The sequence below is a fragment of the Saccharopolyspora indica genome (genome assembly GCF_027853965.1).
Classification (GTDB): Bacteria; Actinomycetota; Actinomycetes; order Mycobacteriales; family Pseudonocardiaceae; genus Saccharopolyspora; species Saccharopolyspora indica.
Genome location: NZ_JAQGLB010000005.1, coordinates 346,664 through 363,631, shown reverse-complemented (window position 1 = coordinate 363,631; position 16,968 = coordinate 346,664). Strand labels below are relative to the sequence as shown.

The window sequence follows — 16,968 nt, the reverse complement described above, 5'->3', positions numbered from 1 at the left end:
GAACGATAATTTACATTCACATTTTGCTGCGAAGGCCCGCGACAGGAGGGGATTCCATGCGGATCGAGCGCGATGTGGTTGTTCCGGTCAGGGACGGCACCTCGATCGTCGTCGACGTGTTCCGGCCCGATGGCGAGCGGCCGGTGCCGGTGATCGCTTCGATGAGCCCTTACGGCAAGGACGTGCACTGGCCGGAGCGGTTTCCGATGTACGAGCTCGTCGAGCAGGGCGCGCACATGGTGTGGGAGACGCCGAATCCGGAGTGGTGGACCGAACGCGGGTTCGCGGTCGTCCGCGCCGACGCGCGCGGCACCGGCAAGTCCGGGGGCGCGCTCGACGTCTTCAGCAGGCAGGACGCCGAGGACTTCTACGACGTCGTCGAGTGGTGCGGTGCGCAGCCGTGGTCGACCGGGAAGGTCGCCAGCAGCGGCATCTCCTGGTACGCGATGATGGGCTGGCACGTCGCCGCGCTCCAGCCGCCGCACCTCGCCGCGGTCGTCGCGTGGGAGGGCTGCACCGACTTCTACCGGGACTGGGGCCGCCAGGGCGGCATCTACACCAACGCCACCGAGAACTGGTGGCGGCAGCAGATCATCCCGCAGCTCAACGGCGAGCACGCCAGCATGCCCCAGGACCTGAGCTCGCGCGAGCTGGTCGACGACTGGTACCGCGAGCGGACCGTCGACCTCGCCCAGGTGCGGGTGCCGGTGCTGTCGGCGGGGAACTGGGGCTCGATCCACCTGCACCTGCGCGGCAACGTCGAGGGCTGGCTCGGTGCCGCATCGGAGCACAAGTGGCTCGTGATCCACGTCGGCTCGCACGTCGATCCGTACTACGCGGACTGGGCCAAAGACCTGCAACTGCGGTTCCTGCGGCGCTTTCTCGGCGGTGACCGGACCGCGATGGACGGCGTGGCACCGGTCCGGCTCGCGATCCGCCGCGGGCACGACGTCGAATGGCGCGACGAGCAGGACTGGCCGCTTCCGCGAACCCGGTGGCGCCGGCTCTACCTGGGTCCGGAGGAACTCGGCTGGGATCGGCCTGCCGAGGGCCGGACGCCGTATCCGGCCACCTTCGACTTCACCGCCGCCGAAAGGCTGGAGATCACCGGCCCGGTCGCGCTGCGGCTGTGGGTCTCGCACGTCGCCGACGACCTCGACGTCTTCGTCCAGCTGGAGCAGTACGACGCCGGTGGGCAGCGCATCCCCGGGATCGGCCCCGGCGGGGTGGCCACACCGGTGCCGATGGGCATCGGCTGGCTGCGCGCCTCGCACCGCGAGCTCGACGCCGAGCGCAGCCTCCCGCACCGCCCCTGGCACAGCCACGACGAGGTCCGGCCGCTCGAACCCGGTGTGCCGACGCTGCTCGAAGTGGAGATCTGGCCGACGTCCATCACGCTCGAACCCGGGCAACGCCTCCAACTGCGCGTCCAGGCCGATGACGACAACATGGGCCCGCTGGCCCATGACGACCCGGACGACCGCAAGCACGGGCGCGGCGCCACTATCCACTTCGGCGGCGACCACGCCTCGCACCTGTACGTGCCGGTCATCCCGGACTGACGGTGACCGTCTGATCACTGCGCGAAATGTCGTTGCTCTGGCTAACCGGCTCGCTGGCGGGTTGGTTAACGTGGGGGCGGTTCGACGCGGATGGAGGACGACATGTCGGAGAAGGCGCTGGCGGCGTTGCGCGCGGTACTGCCGGAACCGGTGCTGCTCACGGACCCGGACTCCACCGGCCGGTTCGCCCACGACGAAGCCGAGTGGGCGCCGTGCGGCAAGCCGCTCGCCGTGGTGCGGGCCAGGAGCACCGACGACGTGGTGGCCACCGTCCGGATCTGCGCTGAGCTGGGCGTTCCGGTGGTTCCGCGAGGCGCGGGAACGGGGCTGTCCGGCGGGGCCAACGCCGTCGACGGCTGCGTGCTGATCTCGCTGGCGGACATGAACCGGATCCTGGAGATCAACCCGCGCGAGCAGCTGGCCGTGGTGCAACCCGGCGTGGTGAACGACGACCTGCGCGCGGCCTGCCGCGAGCAGGGCGCCTGGTACCCGCCGGACCCGGCGAGCTCGCCGTGGTCGACCATCGGCGGCAACGCCTCCACCAACGCCGGCGGCGTGTGCTGCGTGAAGTACGGCGTGACCCGCGACTACGTGCTGGGCCTGGAAGCGGTCGTCGGCAACGGCGAGGTCGTCCGGCTCGGCCGCCGCACCGCCAAGGGCGTGGCCGGTTACGACCTGTGCGGCCTGTTCGTCGGATCGGAGGGCACGCTCGGCGTGATCACCGAGATCACCGTCAAGCTGCTGCCGGGCCTGCGCGCCCCGGAGCGCACGGTGGTCGGCTACTTCGATTCGCTGGTGGAAGCCGGAGAAGCGGTCGCGGCGGTGGCTGCGGCGGGCGTGGTGCCCTCGGCGCTGGAGCTGCTCGACCAGCACTGCCTGCGCGCGGTCGACGAGTGGAAGAACATGGGCCTGAGCGCTGAGGCGAACGTGCTGCTCCTAGGCCGCTCGGACACGCCCGGCGCGGCGGGGGAGCAGGAAGTCGACGCGCTCCTGCGCTGCTTCGACGAGGCCGGAGCCACGTGGAGCGCCCGCTCCACCGACGAACACGAGGCCGATGCCCTGTTCGCAGCCCGGCGCCTGGCCTACCCGGCGCTGGAACGCCTCGGCCCGGTGCTCACCGAGGACGTCTGCGTGCCGCGCGCGAAGGTCCCGGAAATGCTGGCCCGCATCGAAGCCTCCGCCCAGCGCCACGAAACCCAGATCGCCAACATCGCCCACGCCGGAGACGGCAACCTGCACCCCCTGATCATCACCCAGCCCGGGGACGAAGCGGCCCGCGAACGAGCCCAGCTGGCCTTCGACGACATCGTGGCGGACGCGATCGCCATGGGGGGCACGGTGACCGGTGAGCACGGCGTCGGCCTCCTGAAGCGAAAGGGCCTCCACGCAGAGCTGAGCCCCGCGGTGATCGGCATGCACCACGCGATCAAGAGCGCCCTCGACCCAGCGGGAATCTTCAACCCCGGCAAGGTCTTCGCCGACCCGCACGACTGAGGCATCCGCTGCCTGCTCGTCGTGCGTGGACTTCTGGCAGGGCCGGAATCCCCGGTTCACAGCGGAGAACGCGGGATCCGCTCCGGCAGTTCGCCTTCGGCGTTGAGCCCCTTCTCGATGAGGACGATGGTGCGGTAGCAGTGGATTCCGGAGATGTGGCGCTCGGTGAGTACTTCCTGCAGTGGTGGGGAGCCCTCGCGCACGCCAACGGCGTGGTCGAACAGGGCGTCGGCCTGTACGGGGCCGACTCCGACCACGTCACTGCCGGCGCGCTGCGGGAGGACCTGGTGCGCGTGCTGACCGAACCGTCGTTCCGGGAGAACGCAGTCCGGCTCCGTGACGAGACCAAGGGGATTCCCACCCCCCCGGGGACCTCGTTGCGGTCCTGGAGCGGCTGACCGCGGTGCACCGCGACCGGCCCGCCCGCTAGGCCTACCGGTGCGGGCCTGGCCCGGCCAGGCCCGCACTCCGGTCACCTGGGCACAGCCTCCAGCAGCGAGTAGCCGGACGGCGTCGTGGGCAGCGGGTGCACGGTCAGCTCGAAACCCGCACCGGCCAGCAGAGCGCGGTACTCCGGCTCGGTGCGGTGCCGTCCGCCCACGTTGACGATCGAACCCAGGTCGTCGACGTACACGTGCGCGGGGACCGATCCGTCGACGGCGGCGGGCAGCATCTGCTCGACCAGCAGGAACCGCCCCCGGTCCGGGATGACCTCGCGGCAGTTGGCGAAGATGGCCGAGACCTGCTCGTCGGCCGCCCAGTTGAAGACCACGCTCTTGCAGAGGTACAGGTCCCCGGACGGGAGTGACTCGAAGAAGTCGCCGGTCCGCACCTCGCACCGGTCCGCAACACCGGCCTCGGTCAGCACCCGCGGCGCGAGCGCGACACCGTCGGCGGTGTCGAACACCACCCCGCGCAGGTGCGGGTTGGCGGCCAGGACCGCGGCGGCCAGCGGACCGCTGCCGCCCCCGATGTCCACGATCGTGGAGAACGGGCCGAAGTCGTAGGAATCCACGATGGACGGGGCGACCAGCCGGGTCTCGTCGAGCATCGCCTGGTCGATGTGCTCGCGCATCGACGAGCCGTCGGCGAATCCCGTGTAGCTCATGTAATCGGTGCCGAAGACGTGGTCGAACGCGCGCTCACCGGTCCGCACCGCGTGGTCGAGCGCGGGCCACGCGCCCCACATCGACTCGTCGAGCAGCACCGTCGCCATCCCGTGCATCGATCCGGGGGTGCCGGCTCGCAGCAGGGTTCCGCGCGGGGTGAGCCGGAAGGCTCCCGGCTCGTCCTCGGCCAGGAGGCCCAGGGCGGCCAGCGCGCGCAGCATCCGGATGAGCGACGGCTCGTGGGTCGAGGTGGCGCGGGCCAGCTCCCCGGTGGTCCTGGTGGATTCGCCGATGGCCTCCGGGATGTCCAGTTGCAGGGCGGCGCCGATCAGGAAAGCGGGCATGTAACCGGTCAGCATCCGGAAGAGCTCAAGATCCTGCTGCGGGGGACTCGGCACGGGTATCTCCCATTCGTCTCGGAGGTGGTCGAGCTGCACAAGCATGTCCGTTCAAGCCCACTTGAGGGCAAACCGGCGATCGTGGGACGCGATTGCCGGACGGATGGCGTCCGGCCCCTCCTGGCGCGCTGGCCGCCGCGCGCCTCGTCGCGGTTTCCCCCAGCAGAGGTTAGGTTAACCTAATTTCCGTCCGTCGACTGGCTGACGGTCAGTCCGAGAGGGGAGGACGTTCGGGTGATCGCTTCCGGGGAACTGCCCGCGGGAACGTGCCGGCGGAGAATCACCCGTGGAGAGGCGGGCGGCTCGCGACACCGACGCTACCGAGTCCGGGGTGGAGGTTCAACCGCCGAGCGAGCGTGCGAACCGGCGCCGGGACCCGAACCCCGCCAGCCCTGGTCGGCGGGGCGGAGTTCTAAGACCATCGGACAATACCGGTGGTGCTGATCGTGTTGCCATGCTGGCGAATATGGTTCGAACAGCGGAAATAGCCGGGGCCGGGTTCGCCGGTCTCACCGTCGCCATCGAACTGGCGCGCCGGGGCTGGCGCGTCCGAGTGCACGAGGCCAGTCCCGAGCTCCGGGCTTTCGGGGCCGGGATCTTCCTCTGGGAGAACGGTCTGCAGGTGCTGGCGGAGCTCGGCGTGCAGGACCGGGTGCTCGCCACCTCCTACGAGGCCACGCGCTGGGAAGAGCGCGACTCCGACAACGGCGAGCTGGGCAGCCGGCCGCTGCCCGTGCCCGGTGGGCTCCGGATGATCACCCTCACCCGCCGTGACCTGCTGACCGCACTGGTGGACGCGGCGCTCGAGAGCGGCGTTTCGATCACCACCGGATCCCGCGCCGTGCGCGCCGATGACGGTGCACTGTGCACTGAGGACGGTTCAGTGCGGGACGCGGACCTGGTGGTGGGTGCGGACGGGATCCGATCGGCGGTGCGCGACTCGCTCGATCTGCTCGCCGAGCACGAGGTCTTCGACCTCGGCCTGTACCGGTTCCTGGTGCCGCTGGACCGCGCGCCCTCCTTCGACGGGCAATGGCGCTGCTACGCGAACTACTGGAACCTGCGCAGCAAGCGGCGGGTCCTCTACGTCCCCTGCAACGAGCGCGAGCTGTACCTGGGGCTGGGCGCCCACGCTTCGGATGGAGCTCTCTCGCAGCCGCTCGATTCATCGGTGTGGTGCGAGAGCTTTCCCGTGCTGCGACCGGTTCTCTCCGAACTGCCCGCGGCACCGCGCTACGACCGGTACGAGGTGCTCCGCGCCAGGAAGTGGTCCAGCGGGCGGGTGGCCGTCGTCGGCGACGCCGCGCACGCGATGCCGCCATCGCTCGGGCAGGGCGCGGGAACCGCGATGATGAACGCGCTGAACCTGGCCCGCTCGGTCGCCGACCACGACGACGTCGTGGCGGCACTCCGGGACTGGGAGGCGGAGAACCGACCGCTGACCGAGCACGCGCAGCAGGAATCCGTTGCCATCGCCCGGAATCTGTTCCCCGTCACGCCCGAGCGGCGGGACGGCTGGGGCGAAGGCGCGGTGGCCGTCGCCAGGAACGTGCCCAAGGCGGGCGAATCCTCTCGTAGCTAGGTGGACCATTGGCATGAACGAAGCGCACGAGTGCCGGACACCGAACATCTCCTGCCCGCCAAGGCCGTCGCCGAGCGGGGGGCGGCTGTCCGACCGGACCGTCGAAGTGCTGCGCTAGACCGGCTACTTCGGCCTGCCGGTCCCGGCCGAGCTGGGCGGCGCGGGCGCGTCGCTGGTCGAGTGCTGCGCGGTGCAGCGCCGGATCGGCGCGGCCGACCCGGCGTTGTCGGTGGGCGCGAACATGCACCTGTCCTCGATGGGATTCATGGTCGAGCACTGGAAGCGGCAGTGGGCGCTCGGCCTGCCGTGGACCTTCGAGCTGACCGAACAACCCGGCTGAGAACCCGGCCCTGCGCGGTGGTTTCGCGTCAGGACACCGTCATCTCGACCAGCGAGTAGCCGGTGTGCGGGGGTAACGCCCGGACACCGGAAACCGTGAGCGCGGCCCGGCGCGCCAGCCGCTCGTAGTCGCCGCGGGTGCGTTCCTCGCCGCCGGTCATCACCAGCATGTTGACATCGCTGAGAAACGCCTCCGCGGCGTCGGGTCCGGCGATGTCGGGGAGAACGGGCTCGACGACCAGCAGCCTGCCGTCGGCGGCCACCGCCTCGGTGTATCGGTGATCTTCGTCGGACATCACTCCGCGAAGGCCGGTTCCGACGCCGGCTGCGCGAGTCCTCGGGCCCAGGTGGCGGCGATGACGGTACCGGCAGCGGCGATCACGACGGCACCGCCGACCAGCCAGCCGAACCCGACGGCGTGCGCCAGTCCCAGCCCGGCCGAACTCGCCACCGTCACGCCGATTCCCTCCACCGACATCGGCACGGTGTAGTCGGTTGCCCCGGAGGATTTGCGGGCCTGCGACATCGAGACCGTCGCGAACCAGGTCATCTTCGCGCCGAACACGATCGAGAGCAGCACCACGGCAGTGACGGTGGGCAGCAGGCTGCCGTTGCCCCCGGCCAGCGGCAGCATCGCTGTCACCGCCACGATCCCCAGCCCTCCGATCACCAGCACCGTGCGCTGCTTGCCGAACCGGTGGATCGCGATCCCGGTGCCGACCGCCGCCGCGATCTGCACCGTGATCGCCGCCGACTGCAGCAGGGCGATCTCGTCCAGCGACCACCGGGCGGCCAGCAGCATGGCCGACTGCGAAGAGGACACGAGCCAGTCGCTGAGGGCGAAGACCGGGATGACCACGAGCGCCCACATCGCCATCCGGGGGCGCTGGAAGAAGCTGACCAGCGCCAGCCACGACGCGGCCCGGTGCGTCGGCTGCTCGGCCGGAGGTTCGGTGAGCACCGCGAGCACGGCCAGCGGGATCACGAACACGGCGGCCAGTGCGAGCGTGGTCATCGCCCACCCGGTGTGGGCGTAGAGCAGGAGCGCGCCGCCGGAGCCGATCAGGATCGAGCCGCTGGAGGCCGCGATCTGGATTCCGTTGGCGACACCGTGGTCGGTGGGCAGCAGCAGCCGGACCGCCAGCCCGTTGATGGCGGTGTCGTGGAAGGCCGAGAGCACCAGCACCGCGGCCATGATCGCCAGCGTCGCGGAGAGATCGGTGACCGGATCCAGCGGGGCCAGGCAGACCAGGGCCGCGATCAGGGCCAGCTGGGTGAGGATGAGCCAGCTGCGGTAGTGCCCGAGTCGGGGCCAGCAGAACCGGTCGATGACCGGTCCGATCAGGACCCGGCCGAAGTAGATCACGCCGAGCAGGTTGACCAGCGCCACCGTGCTCAGCGGCACGCCGCGGCCCAGCAGGATCGCGCCCAGCGCGAGGTAGAAGAACGAGTAGCCGATGTAGGAGACCAGGTAGAGCGCACCGACGACGGCCAAGCGCCGCCGCCGTGCCGACGCGGTCACGCCGCTCCCGCCTGGTCGCTCCGCCGTCCTCCGGCGGTGGGCCGCGGGCCTGGAGTCGATCTTGTCGCCACGTCTCCTCCTGAGTACTTTTCCTATTTGGTGACTGACCGTCAGTCACTCTAGATGAAAACGATTGGCGATAACGCTGTGGTGTGGGACACAGGGAGGCGGTCGATATGCTGCCCGCCGGAGCGAGAGGGGTCGACGTGGCGCGGACGAAGCCGGGCGAGCAGCGGCGCAGTGAACTGCTCGACGCGGCGGAGTCGATCGTGCTCCGGAGCGGCATCGAGTCGCTGACCGTCGATGACGTCACCACCGCCGCCGGTGTCGCCAAGGGCACTTTCTACCTGCACTTCGGCAACAAGTACGAGCTCGTCACCGCGTTGCGGAACCGGTACGTGAACCGGTTCGTGCTGCGGCAGCGCGATGAGTCGCGCGAGGGTGTCGGCGTCGACCGGATCGAGCGGTGGGTGCAGGTCGGGATCGAGGAGTACCTGCGCGACGTGCGGCTGCACGACGTGCTGTTCCACCACGCCTCCCGGCCGGATCCGTCGGCGAGCAACCCCTCGGTGGACGCGCTGGCGGAGCTGATCGGTGAGGCCGGTGTCGGCGCGCCGGATCCGCACGCGACTGCGGTTGTCCTCTACTGCGCGATGCACGGGGTGGCCGATCACATCGTGCACGCGCCTGACCAGCGGGAGCGGATGCTCGCCGAGGTCAGCAGGCTCTGCCGCGCGCTGGTGGGTGGCGCCGGCGGCTGACCGCCGAGCGCTCGGGGTGCAAGCGCTGTCGTCGATGCTGTCTTCGCGTGGTGCGGTGCTCGCGTGAGCGGATTGCATTAGGGTAGCCTACCCTACGATCGACTGACCGTCGGTCAGTGTGGGGAGGAGGTGCCTGGGTTGCGGCCGCCCGGAGTGGCCTGTCGTGGCGACTCGCGTTGTGGGCTGCTCGGTCGATTCATTGGCGATTTTCCCGGGTGGCGATTTCGGTTTCTGTCCACCGAATGGGTTCGGGCGCGTTTTGCTTGGTCGAGCGGGTCTGTTCGTGCGTTCGGACGGGCTTTTCCGGATGGGCGGTGAAGATATGCGCGGATGGCGATTCGGCATGCGTCCGTAGGGTGTCTCCGCAGGTCCGGACGCTGGTTGCTGCGAATATTCGCCGCGGGTAGGGCGGCGCTGGAAAGAATCCCGATGAAAGTCGAGTGCGGATCTCGAACGTCGGGCTGATTGCCATTCCGGTTCGGGTCCGGTTAAGCTCCACTAGTGACTGACTGTCGGTCAGTCGATCTGCTCATCGCAATCGAGGAAGGCTCATGACTAGCACGGAGACATCCACGAAACCGACCGTGGCGAACCCGCCCGGCGCAGTGGCGGGCGGGACCGTGCCTCGCCTGGTGCGCGCCGGTCCGCTGGCCCGGATGCTGCGCCCGGTGCGGGGCCACCTGATCGGCTGCGCCGTGCTCTCGGCGCTCGGCTCGGCGGCCGGCTTCGCTCCCTACGTGGCGGTCGCCGAGATCGCGCGGACCGCGCTCGGTGCGCCGAGTCCCGCCGCGGTGATTCCCGCGGTGTGGACGTGGGTCGGCATCGGCGTGGCCGGTGCGGTGCTCCGGCTGCTGCTGCTCTTCCTCTCCTCGCGGCTGGGGCACGTCGCCGACGCCGAGACGCTGCACGCCATCCGGGTGCGGATCGTGCGGCACCTGGGCGTGCTGCCGCTGGGCTGGTTCCGCGCGACCGGCTCCGGTGCGGTGAAGAAGGTGATGACCGACGACCTGGAGGAGATGCACCAGCTGATCGCCCACTCGATGGGGGAGATCATCGGTGCCGCCGTCGCGGTCGTCGTCGGCTTCGGCTACCTGGTGCTGGTGGACTGGCGAATGGCGCTGGTGGCGCTGGCGGTGCTGATCCCGACGCTGGTCAGCTACCAGGTGTCGATGCGCTCGATGTCCTCGCACCTCGCGCGGCTGATCGCGGCGGAACAGCGGATCAGCACTTCGGCCGTCGAGTACGCCGACGGGATCACCGTGGTCAAGACCTTCGGCACCGGCGGGCGGATCCTGGAGCGCTTCGCCCGCGCCGTCCGCGACTACGCGGGCGCGATGCGCGCCTGGGTGTCGGAGACCCGCTACAGCTCGGCGATCTGCCACCTGACGGGCACGGAGATGACCATGCTCGCGGTGCTCCTGGCTGCCGGGGTGGGATTCGTCGGCGCCGGCTGGCTGACGGTCCCGGACCTGCTGCCGTTCCTGATCATCGGCATCGGCCTGCCGACGTCGATCACGCCCGCGGTCCAGGGGGCGCAGGGCCTGCGCAAGGGGCGCATGGCCGCCGGGCACGTCGAAGACCTGCTCGAGCGCGCGGCGCTGCCCGCACCGGAGCACCCGCAGCGGCCGGTCGGGCACCGCATCGAACTGGACGACGTGCGCTTCTCCTACGACGGGGTTTCTCCGGTGCTGGCCGGGATCAGCGCGGTGTGCGAACCGGGCACCGTCACCGCGCTGGTCGGTCCCTCCGGCGCGGGCAAGACGACGCTGGCCAGTCTGCTGCCCCGCTTCTACGACGTGACGGGCGGCGCGATCCGCATCGGCGGGGTCGACGTGCGCGACATCCCCGGCGAGACGCTGCTGGCGTCGATGTCGCTGGTGTTCCAGGACGTCGTGCTGCTGCGCGACACCGTCGCGGAGAACATCCGCATCGGACGGCCGGTGGCCACCGACGAGGAGGTGCGCGAGGCAGCGCGCACAGCCCAGGTCCACGACGTGATCGAGAAGCTGCCCGACGGCTACGGCACCGTCCTCGACGCGCTCGGCGGCGGCCTGTCGGGCGGTGAGCTGCAACGGCTGACCATCGCCAGGGCGGTCCTGTCCGGTGCGCCGATCGTGGTGCTCGACGAGGCGACCGCGGCGCTGGACCCGGACAACGAGGCCGCGGTGCAGGACGCGCTGGCCGAACTGGTCGCGGGCAAGACGGTGATCGTGATCGCGCACCGGCTGCACACGATCCGGCAAGCCGACCAGATCCTGGTGCTCGACCACGGGCAGCTCGTCGAGTCCGGCCGCCACCACGAACTGCTCGCCCGCAACGGTCTCTACGCGCGGCTGTGGGCGGCTCAGCGAAACGGAGAACACGCATGATCGGCCACCTCTACCGGCTCTGGCCGCACCCCGGCCTGCTCGTGCGGCTGGGCCTGCTGCACGCCGCTTTCGCGGTCTTGCAAGGACTTCTGCTCGGCGCGCTGGTGCCGATCCTGCGCGCGCTGCTGCGCCCGCAGCCGGACTTCCACGCCGCCACGCCGTGGCTGGTGGCCGGTGCGGTCGGGTTCGCCGTCTACGCCGTGCTCCGGGTGATCGCGACCCCGGTGGGCTTCGCCGCCAGCGTGGAGTTGACCGTGCAACTGCGCCACCACCTGATGCGGCACGTCACGACCCTGCCGCTGGGCTGGTTCACCGGCACCGGCAAGGCCCGGCTGGGGCGCATCGTCACCGCGTCCGCCGGATCGGTGGGGCGGCTCGCGGTGGCGATCGGCGCTCCGGCCATCACCTGCACGCTCGTTCCGGTGACCATCATCGCCGTCACCTTCGCGGTGGACTGGCGGATGGCCCTGCTGTTCCTGGCGATCGTGCCCATCGCGCTGCTCGTGCTCCGGCGCTCCGGCCGGATCGCGTCGATCGCGGAGGTCGAGCTGGAGCAGGCCGCGACCGAGATCGCCGGTCGCGCGGTGGAGATCGGCCAGGCGCAGCCGGTGCTGCGCGCCGCGGGCCAGGGTTCCACCGGCAGTGTGCGCCTGCGCGCCGCGCTCGACGAGCACCGCATCATCTACCGACGAGGCCTGCGCCGCTCGCTGATGCCCGATCTGTCCTACACCGGCGTGGTGATGGCCGGCTTCGTCGCGGTTCTCGTGCTCGGCGGGGTGTTCCTGCTCGACGGCACCTACGCCGTCGCCGACACGGTCGCGCTGCTGGTGCTGGCGATCCGCTTCCTGGAGCCGCTGGGGCACCTGATCGAGCTCAACGGCGGGCTGCGCGCGCTGGACAACTCGGTGACCCGGCTGGAGTCGATCCTGCGGGTGCCTGCTCTCCCGCGCAGTTCGAAGCCGGTGCGGCGGATGGAGAACTCCTCGATCGAATTCCGGGATGTCACCTTTTCCTACGGGGAGGGGACTGAGGACCCTGCGTTGTCGGGAGTGTCGTTCGACTGCCCGGCGGGCAGCACCACCGCTCTGGTCGGTCCCTCCGGCTCGGGAAAGACCACCGTCACCCGCCTGATCGCCCGGTTCTTCGACGTCGACGCCGGCGGAATCCGAGTCGGAGGCGTCGACGTGCGAGACTACGAACCCGAAACCCTGCTGTCCGACATCGCCATCGTGTTCCAGGACGTGTACCTGTTCGACACGACGATCGAGGACAACCTCCGCCTGGCACGGCCGGACGCCAGCCACGAGGAGCTCGTGGCCGCGGCCCGGGCCGCCCGCGTCGATGAGATCATCGACCGCCTGCCCGACGGGTGGAACACCCGTGTCGGCGAAGGGGGCGCCCAGCTCTCCGGCGGTGAGCGCCAGCGCGTCTCCATCGCCCGCGCTCTGCTCAAGCAGGCCAGGATCGTGCTCATCGACGAAGCGGCCTCCGCGCTGGATCCGGAGAACGAGGCCGCGGTCAGCGAGGCCATCACTCACCTGACCCGCGACCCGGAGCGGACTGTGATCGTCATCGCGCACCGGCCGACCACGCTGGCCACCGCCGACAACGTCGTCGCCCTCCACGACGGGCGCGTCGTCGAAACCGGTTCACCCGCCGAACTCCACCGCACCGGCGGGCTCTTCGCACGCATCTACGACCAGTACGAGCAGACCCGAAGCTGGCACATCGTCACGAGCTGAACCGGCACGAACCGTGCTGCCGACGTTGGGAGTGAACAGCATGATGGAATCAAGCGTCACGCGCGGCGACGCGCACCGGTTGATGCAGTGGCTCTCCGGAGCGACCGCCACCCAGGTGCTCTCGGTCGTCACCAGGCTGGACCTGGCCGATGCCATCGGCGACCAGGCCCGGGACGTGGAGGACCTGGCCGTCGCCTACGGGATTCCCGCCGAACGCCTGGCCCGGCTGCTGCGGGCGGCGGCGGCGATGGGCCTGTGCGCCGAGCTCGCACCGGGCAAGTTCGAACTCACCGCCACCGGTGGCCTGCTGCGCAGGGGAACGCCGGATTCCCTCTACGGGACGGTCCGGTTGGTGTCGGCTCCGGTGACGCAGAAACCCTGGCTGCAGCTGGAAACCTCCGTCCGGACCGGCCGGGCGGCCTTCGACGAGGTCTTCGGGCAGCCGGTCTTCGAGTACTTCGCGAACGAGCCCGAGATGTCGGCGGTGTACGACGCGGCGATGGGCGAGTACGCGCGGGGCGTCGCCGCGTCCTTGCCGGAGCACTACGACTTCGGGCGGTTCTCCTCGGTGACCGACGTCGGCGGCGGGAACGGGACGCTGCTCACCGCGGTGCTGCGCCGCCACCCGGGACTCACCGGTGTCGTCTTCGACGACGAGCGGGTGGTGCCGCGCGCGATCGAAGTGGTCCAGCAGGCTGGGCTTTCCGACCGCTGCGAGGTCGTCAGCGGTGACTTCTTCCGCTCGGTGCCGCGGGAATCGGACCTCTACCTGCTCAAGAGCATCGTGCACGACTGGGAGGACGAGCAGGCCGTGCAGATCCTCCGGCGTTGCCGGGAGGCGATGACGCCCGGCAACCGGCTGCTGATCCTGGAGCCGGTCCTCCCCGACATGGTGGATGCCGAGGTCTCCGAGGAGCTCTACTTCCGCGACCTGCACATGCTCGTCCTCTACGGCGGGAGGGAACGCACCCGCGGTGATTTCGAGCAGCTCTGCTCCCGCGCCGGCCTCGTGATCGACGAGATCATCCCGCTGCCGCCGGAGACCGGGCACCAGATCATCGAAACGGCGCCGGCGTGATGGCGGCCGACGCGGACCTGGCGGAGGACGGAAGGCCGTTGGCCTCATGGGAGTTCACGCTGACGGCTGGACGCGAACCCAGGTTGAGGGAGCACGCTGAGAAGGTGACCGACAGACTCATCGACACCACGGAGATGTACCTGAAGGCGCTGTTCGAGATGGAGGAGGACGGCGTGATCCCGCTGCGGGCGCGGCTGGTGGACCGGTTCGGTCACCGAGCGCCCACGGTCAGCGGAACCGTGGCGCGGCTGGCTCGCGGCGGGCTGGTGCGGCTGCGCTCCGACCGCCGCATCGACCTCGCCGAGCCCGGGCGGCTGCAAGCCGTCCGGGTCGCGCGCAAGCACCGGTTGCTGGAGACGTTCCTGCACCAGGTCGTCGGCCTGGAGTGGTACCAGGTGCACGTCGAGGCCTGCCAGTGGGAACACGTGATCTCCGACCGGGTGGAGCAGCTCATCTTCGAGCTCTGCGGGCGTCCCCGGTTCTCCCCGCACGGAAATCCGCTGCCCGGGCTGGAGGAGCTGCTGCCGCCCGAAGTGGAGCCGGTCGCCCCGGTGGAGTCGCAGGTGCTGCCGGCGGCTGCGTTGGCCGGCCGGACCGAGGTCGCCATCAGCCGGGTCAGCGAGCGGGTGCAGGACGACGTGCCCTTCATCCGCGCGCTGCACGACGCGGGAGCGCTGCCCGGCACCCGGGTGGAGATCGAGGTCCGTTCCGGCCGTGAGATCGCGTTGCACGTCAACGGGAGCACGCTCGCCCTCACCCAGCACCAGGCCGAGACCTTGATGATCACCGAGGTGCCGGCCTGACCGCGTGCCGCGTGATCAGGGCTCACGACCGGCTCAGCCGTTGGCCAGTTTCAGGGCGGCGGTCTCGATGGTTTCCTCGTCGAGGAGGACGTGGTAGGCGGCGGCGCCGAGGGGGATGAAGCTGTCCTCGCTGGTCACCCGGGTGATCGCGCCCGTGAAGCCGCCGTCGACCAGGGCCGTCACCACGGGTTCGGAGACTCCTCCGGTGCGGCGGGTTTCGTCCACCACGAGCACGCGGCCCGTCGCTTCGGCTGCCGCGAGGAGGTCGTCGACCGGGAGCGGGGACAGCCAGCGCAGGTCCAGCACCCGGGCGTCGACACCGCGCTCCCGCAGGCGTTCTGCCGTTCGGAGGCTCATCGGGACGCCGTTGCCGAAGGTGACCACGGTCAGGTCCGGGCCTTCGCCGTACTGGCGGGCCCGGCCGATCGGGACGTGGTGCGAGCCCGGTGCCGGGTACGGTGCCAGCCAGCCGTCGTCGCCGGGTTCGTGCAGGTCGCGGGTGTGGTAGAGGGCGATGGGTTCCAGGAACACGCACACCCGGCCGTCCTCGCGGGCCGCCGCCACGCAGGTGCGCAGCATCGCCGCGGCGTCGTCGGGTCGTGACGGCGAGGCGATGACCACGCCCGGCAGGTCGCGCAGGGTCGCGACGCTGTTGTCGTTGTGGAAGTGGCCGCCGAAGCCCTTCTGGTAGCCGTAGCCCGCGATGCGCACCACCATCGGGTTCCGGTACTGGCCGTTGGAGAAGAAGCTCAGCGTGCCGGCTTCGCCGCGCAGCTGGTCCGCCGCGTTGTGCAGGTAGGCGAGGTACTGGATCTCCGGGATCGGCAGCAGCCCCGCGAGCCCGGCGCCGAGCGCGGTGCCCAGGATGCTCTGCTCGTCCAGCAGCGTGTCGAAGACCTTGGTGGCGCCGAACTTCTTGCGCAGGCCGCGCGTCACCCCGTACACACCGCCCTTGCGGGAGATGTCCTCGCCGAAGGCGATGACGCCCGGGTCCCGGCCCAGCTCCTCGGCCAGGGAGCGGTTGATCGCCTGCGCCAGCGTCAGCGGGCCTTCGTCCTCGGGCAGCTGGTCGCCGAAGTGCTCGCGCGACGGAACCTCCAGTGCCCGGCGTTCCACCGCGTCCGGGTGGTTCTGGCAGATCGCGGCCATGACCTCCGCGGCGCTGCCCAGCTTGCGGCGTCCCAGCGCCTCCTCGGCGACCCGTGCGACCTCGGCGCGCTTGTCGGCGTAGCGCGCGAGCACCTCGTCCGGGCGCAGGATCCCGTTGTCCACCAGGGCTTTCGCGGTGCCCAGCAGCGGATCGCGCTGGTAGTCGGTGGTGATCTCGGTGCGCGAGCGGTAGCTGGACTCCACGTCGGAGCCGGCGTGCCCCATCAGTCGCACGGTGCGCAGGTGCAGGAATGCCGGGGCGCGGTGCAGGCGAACCCACTCCGCGGCTTCCCGGGCCACCGCCAGGCACTGCACCGGATCGGCGCCGTCGGCGGTGAAGTAGCGCAGTCCGGCGCGGTCGCCGTAGGTGGACTCGATCCAGCCCTTCGGCGTCCGCACGCTGATCCCGATGCCGTTGTCCTCGCACACCAGCAGCAGCGGCATCGCGAGACCCTGGAAGGCGCAGTGCAGCGCCGAGTTGATCGCTCCGGTGGCGGTGGAGTGGTTGGCCGAGGCGTCGCCGAAGCTGCACACCACGACCGAGTCGTCCGGCCAGCCGCTGTGCACGCCCAGCTTGGCCGCCCGGCCCAGCGAGAAGGCCAGGCCGACCGCGCGCGGCAGGTGCGAGGCGATGGTCGAGGTCTGCGGGATGACCGCCAGCTCGTGGTTGCCGAACACCTTGTGCCGACCGGCGGAAATCGGTTCGTCCGCGGCGGCGACGACGCCGAGCAGCACGTCGCGCAGCGGGTGCTGGCCGGGCACCTGACCGGCGCGGCGCAGGTAGAACCCACCGGAGCGGTAGTGCAGCAGCGCCGGGTCCGTCGGGCGCAGCGCGGCGGCGACCGCGGCGTTGGACTCGTGCCCGGACGAGCCGATGCTGTAGAAGCCCTTGCCCTGCTTGCCCAGCTGACGCGCTTGCAGGTCGAGGTGCCTGCTGCCTGCCTGCGCGTCGAACAGCGCCAGCAGGTCGTCGGCGAGAGCCGATCCGGTCGCCGGCTGAGCGGACCAACCGGCCACGGTGCGGTGGAAGAACTCATCAACCGGCACTGTTCCGCCTCTC

The 16,968-nt window shown here is 70.5% G+C and carries 14 protein-coding genes; 10 read left to right on the top strand and 4 right to left on the bottom strand.

The genetic code is table 11. From position 1 onward, the window contains the following. Nucleotides 1-56: 56 nt before the first annotated feature. The 3 genes from OU416_RS14750 (at nucleotide 57) to OU416_RS14740 (ending at nucleotide 3,454) form a co-directional block, all read left to right on the top strand. The gene (locus tag OU416_RS14750) at nucleotides 57-1,562 is read left to right on the top strand and encodes a CocE/NonD family hydrolase (RefSeq protein ID WP_270927495.1); all 1,506 of its coding nucleotides are present in this window, start codon (nucleotides 57-59) and stop codon (nucleotides 1,560-1,562) included. Nucleotides 1,563-1,664: 102 nt separating this feature from the next. Beyond that, complete coding sequence (locus OU416_RS14745; protein WP_270927494.1) at nucleotides 1,665-3,056, top strand: FAD-binding oxidoreductase; 1,392 nt, start codon at nucleotides 1,665-1,667, stop codon at nucleotides 3,054-3,056. Between the two features lie 140 nt (nucleotides 3,057-3,196). Further along, nucleotides 3,197-3,454, top strand: a complete 258-nt coding sequence (locus OU416_RS14740; protein ID WP_270927493.1) for a hypothetical protein — start codon at nucleotides 3,197-3,199, stop codon at nucleotides 3,452-3,454. 74 nt (nucleotides 3,455-3,528) lie between these two features. Here the strand turns inward: OU416_RS14740 and OU416_RS14735 are convergent, their stop codons facing one another. Further along, on the bottom strand, nucleotides 3,529-4,563 hold the full coding sequence (locus OU416_RS14735; protein WP_270927492.1) for a methyltransferase: 1,035 nt from the start codon (nucleotides 4,561-4,563) through the stop codon (nucleotides 3,529-3,531). 466 nt (nucleotides 4,564-5,029) lie between these two features. Between OU416_RS14735 and OU416_RS14730 the strand changes: the two genes are divergently transcribed. Beyond that, nucleotides 5,030-6,145, top strand: coding sequence for an FAD-dependent oxidoreductase (locus tag OU416_RS14730; protein WP_270927491.1), 1,116 nt, complete (start codon nucleotides 5,030-5,032; stop codon nucleotides 6,143-6,145). A 133-nt stretch (nucleotides 6,146-6,278) separates the two neighbouring features. Next, nucleotides 6,279-6,485 (top strand): acyl-CoA dehydrogenase family protein, encoded by a 207-nt coding sequence (locus OU416_RS14725; protein WP_270927581.1) that lies wholly within the window; start codon nucleotides 6,279-6,281, stop codon nucleotides 6,483-6,485. Nucleotides 6,486-6,513: 28 nt separating this feature from the next. Here OU416_RS14725 and OU416_RS14720 read toward each other — a convergent pair whose 3' ends face one another. Together OU416_RS14720 and OU416_RS14715 are read right to left on the bottom strand one after the other, a co-directional pair. Further along, nucleotides 6,514-6,780 (bottom strand): methyltransferase, encoded by a 267-nt coding sequence (locus tag OU416_RS14720; RefSeq protein WP_270927490.1) that lies wholly within the window; start codon nucleotides 6,778-6,780, stop codon nucleotides 6,514-6,516. Further along, nucleotides 6,780-8,006: an MFS transporter gene (locus tag OU416_RS14715; protein WP_270927489.1), complete on the bottom strand. Its 1,227-nt coding sequence runs from the start codon at nucleotides 8,004-8,006 to the stop codon at nucleotides 6,780-6,782. Before OU416_RS14715 ends, OU416_RS14720 begins: the two co-directional genes overlap by 1 nt. Before the next feature lie 206 nt (nucleotides 8,007-8,212). Here OU416_RS14715 and OU416_RS14710 point away from each other — a divergent pair, with 206 nt between their 5' ends. From OU416_RS14710 to OU416_RS14690, 5 genes are all read left to right on the top strand, one after another. Then, nucleotides 8,213-8,767, top strand: a complete 555-nt coding sequence (locus OU416_RS14710) for a TetR/AcrR family transcriptional regulator (protein WP_270927488.1) — start codon at nucleotides 8,213-8,215, stop codon at nucleotides 8,765-8,767. Between the two features lie 551 nt (nucleotides 8,768-9,318). Beyond that, nucleotides 9,319-11,136: an ABC transporter ATP-binding protein gene (locus OU416_RS14705; protein WP_270927487.1), complete on the top strand. Its 1,818-nt coding sequence runs from the start codon at nucleotides 9,319-9,321 to the stop codon at nucleotides 11,134-11,136. Next, entirely contained in the window at nucleotides 11,133-12,878 is a 1,746-nt protein-coding gene (locus OU416_RS14700; protein ID WP_270927486.1) for an ABC transporter ATP-binding protein, read from the top strand. The genes OU416_RS14705 and OU416_RS14700 overlap by 4 nt, the downstream gene beginning before the upstream one ends. Nucleotides 12,879-12,918: 40 nt before the next feature. Then, nucleotides 12,919-13,956, top strand: a complete 1,038-nt coding sequence (locus tag OU416_RS14695; RefSeq protein ID WP_270927485.1) for a methyltransferase — start codon at nucleotides 12,919-12,921, stop codon at nucleotides 13,954-13,956. A 104-nt stretch (nucleotides 13,957-14,060) separates the two neighbouring features. Continuing rightward, complete coding sequence (locus OU416_RS14690; protein WP_270927484.1) at nucleotides 14,061-14,759, top strand: metal-dependent transcriptional regulator; 699 nt, start codon at nucleotides 14,061-14,063, stop codon at nucleotides 14,757-14,759. A gap of 33 nt (nucleotides 14,760-14,792) precedes the next feature. Here the strand turns inward: OU416_RS14690 and OU416_RS14685 are convergent, their stop codons facing one another. Next, nucleotides 14,793-16,955, bottom strand: coding sequence for a thiamine pyrophosphate-dependent enzyme (locus tag OU416_RS14685; RefSeq protein ID WP_270927483.1), 2,163 nt, complete (start codon nucleotides 16,953-16,955; stop codon nucleotides 14,793-14,795). Nucleotides 16,956-16,968: the final 13 nt, after the last annotated feature.

What these genes read in the sequence shown, in the direction of transcription:
- OU416_RS14745 (WP_270927494.1), top strand. Translation starts at nt 1,665, where the DNA reads ATGTCGGAGAAGGCGCTGGCGGCGTTGCGCGCGGTACTGCCGGAACCG.
- OU416_RS14705 (WP_270927487.1), top strand. Translation starts at nt 9,319, where the DNA reads ATGACTAGCACGGAGACATCCACGAAACCGACCGTGGCGAACCCGCCC.
- OU416_RS14695 (WP_270927485.1), top strand. Translation starts at nt 12,919, where the DNA reads ATGATGGAATCAAGCGTCACGCGCGGCGACGCGCACCGGTTGATGCAG.
- OU416_RS14720 (WP_270927490.1), bottom strand. Translation starts at nt 6,780, where the DNA reads ATGTCCGACGAAGATCACCGATACACCGAGGCGGTGGCCGCCGACGGC.
- OU416_RS14700 (WP_270927486.1), top strand. Translation starts at nt 11,133, where the DNA reads ATGATCGGCCACCTCTACCGGCTCTGGCCGCACCCCGGCCTGCTCGTG.
- OU416_RS14730 (WP_270927491.1), top strand. Translation starts at nt 5,030, where the DNA reads ATGGTTCGAACAGCGGAAATAGCCGGGGCCGGGTTCGCCGGTCTCACC.
- OU416_RS14750 (WP_270927495.1), top strand. Translation starts at nt 57, where the DNA reads ATGCGGATCGAGCGCGATGTGGTTGTTCCGGTCAGGGACGGCACCTCG.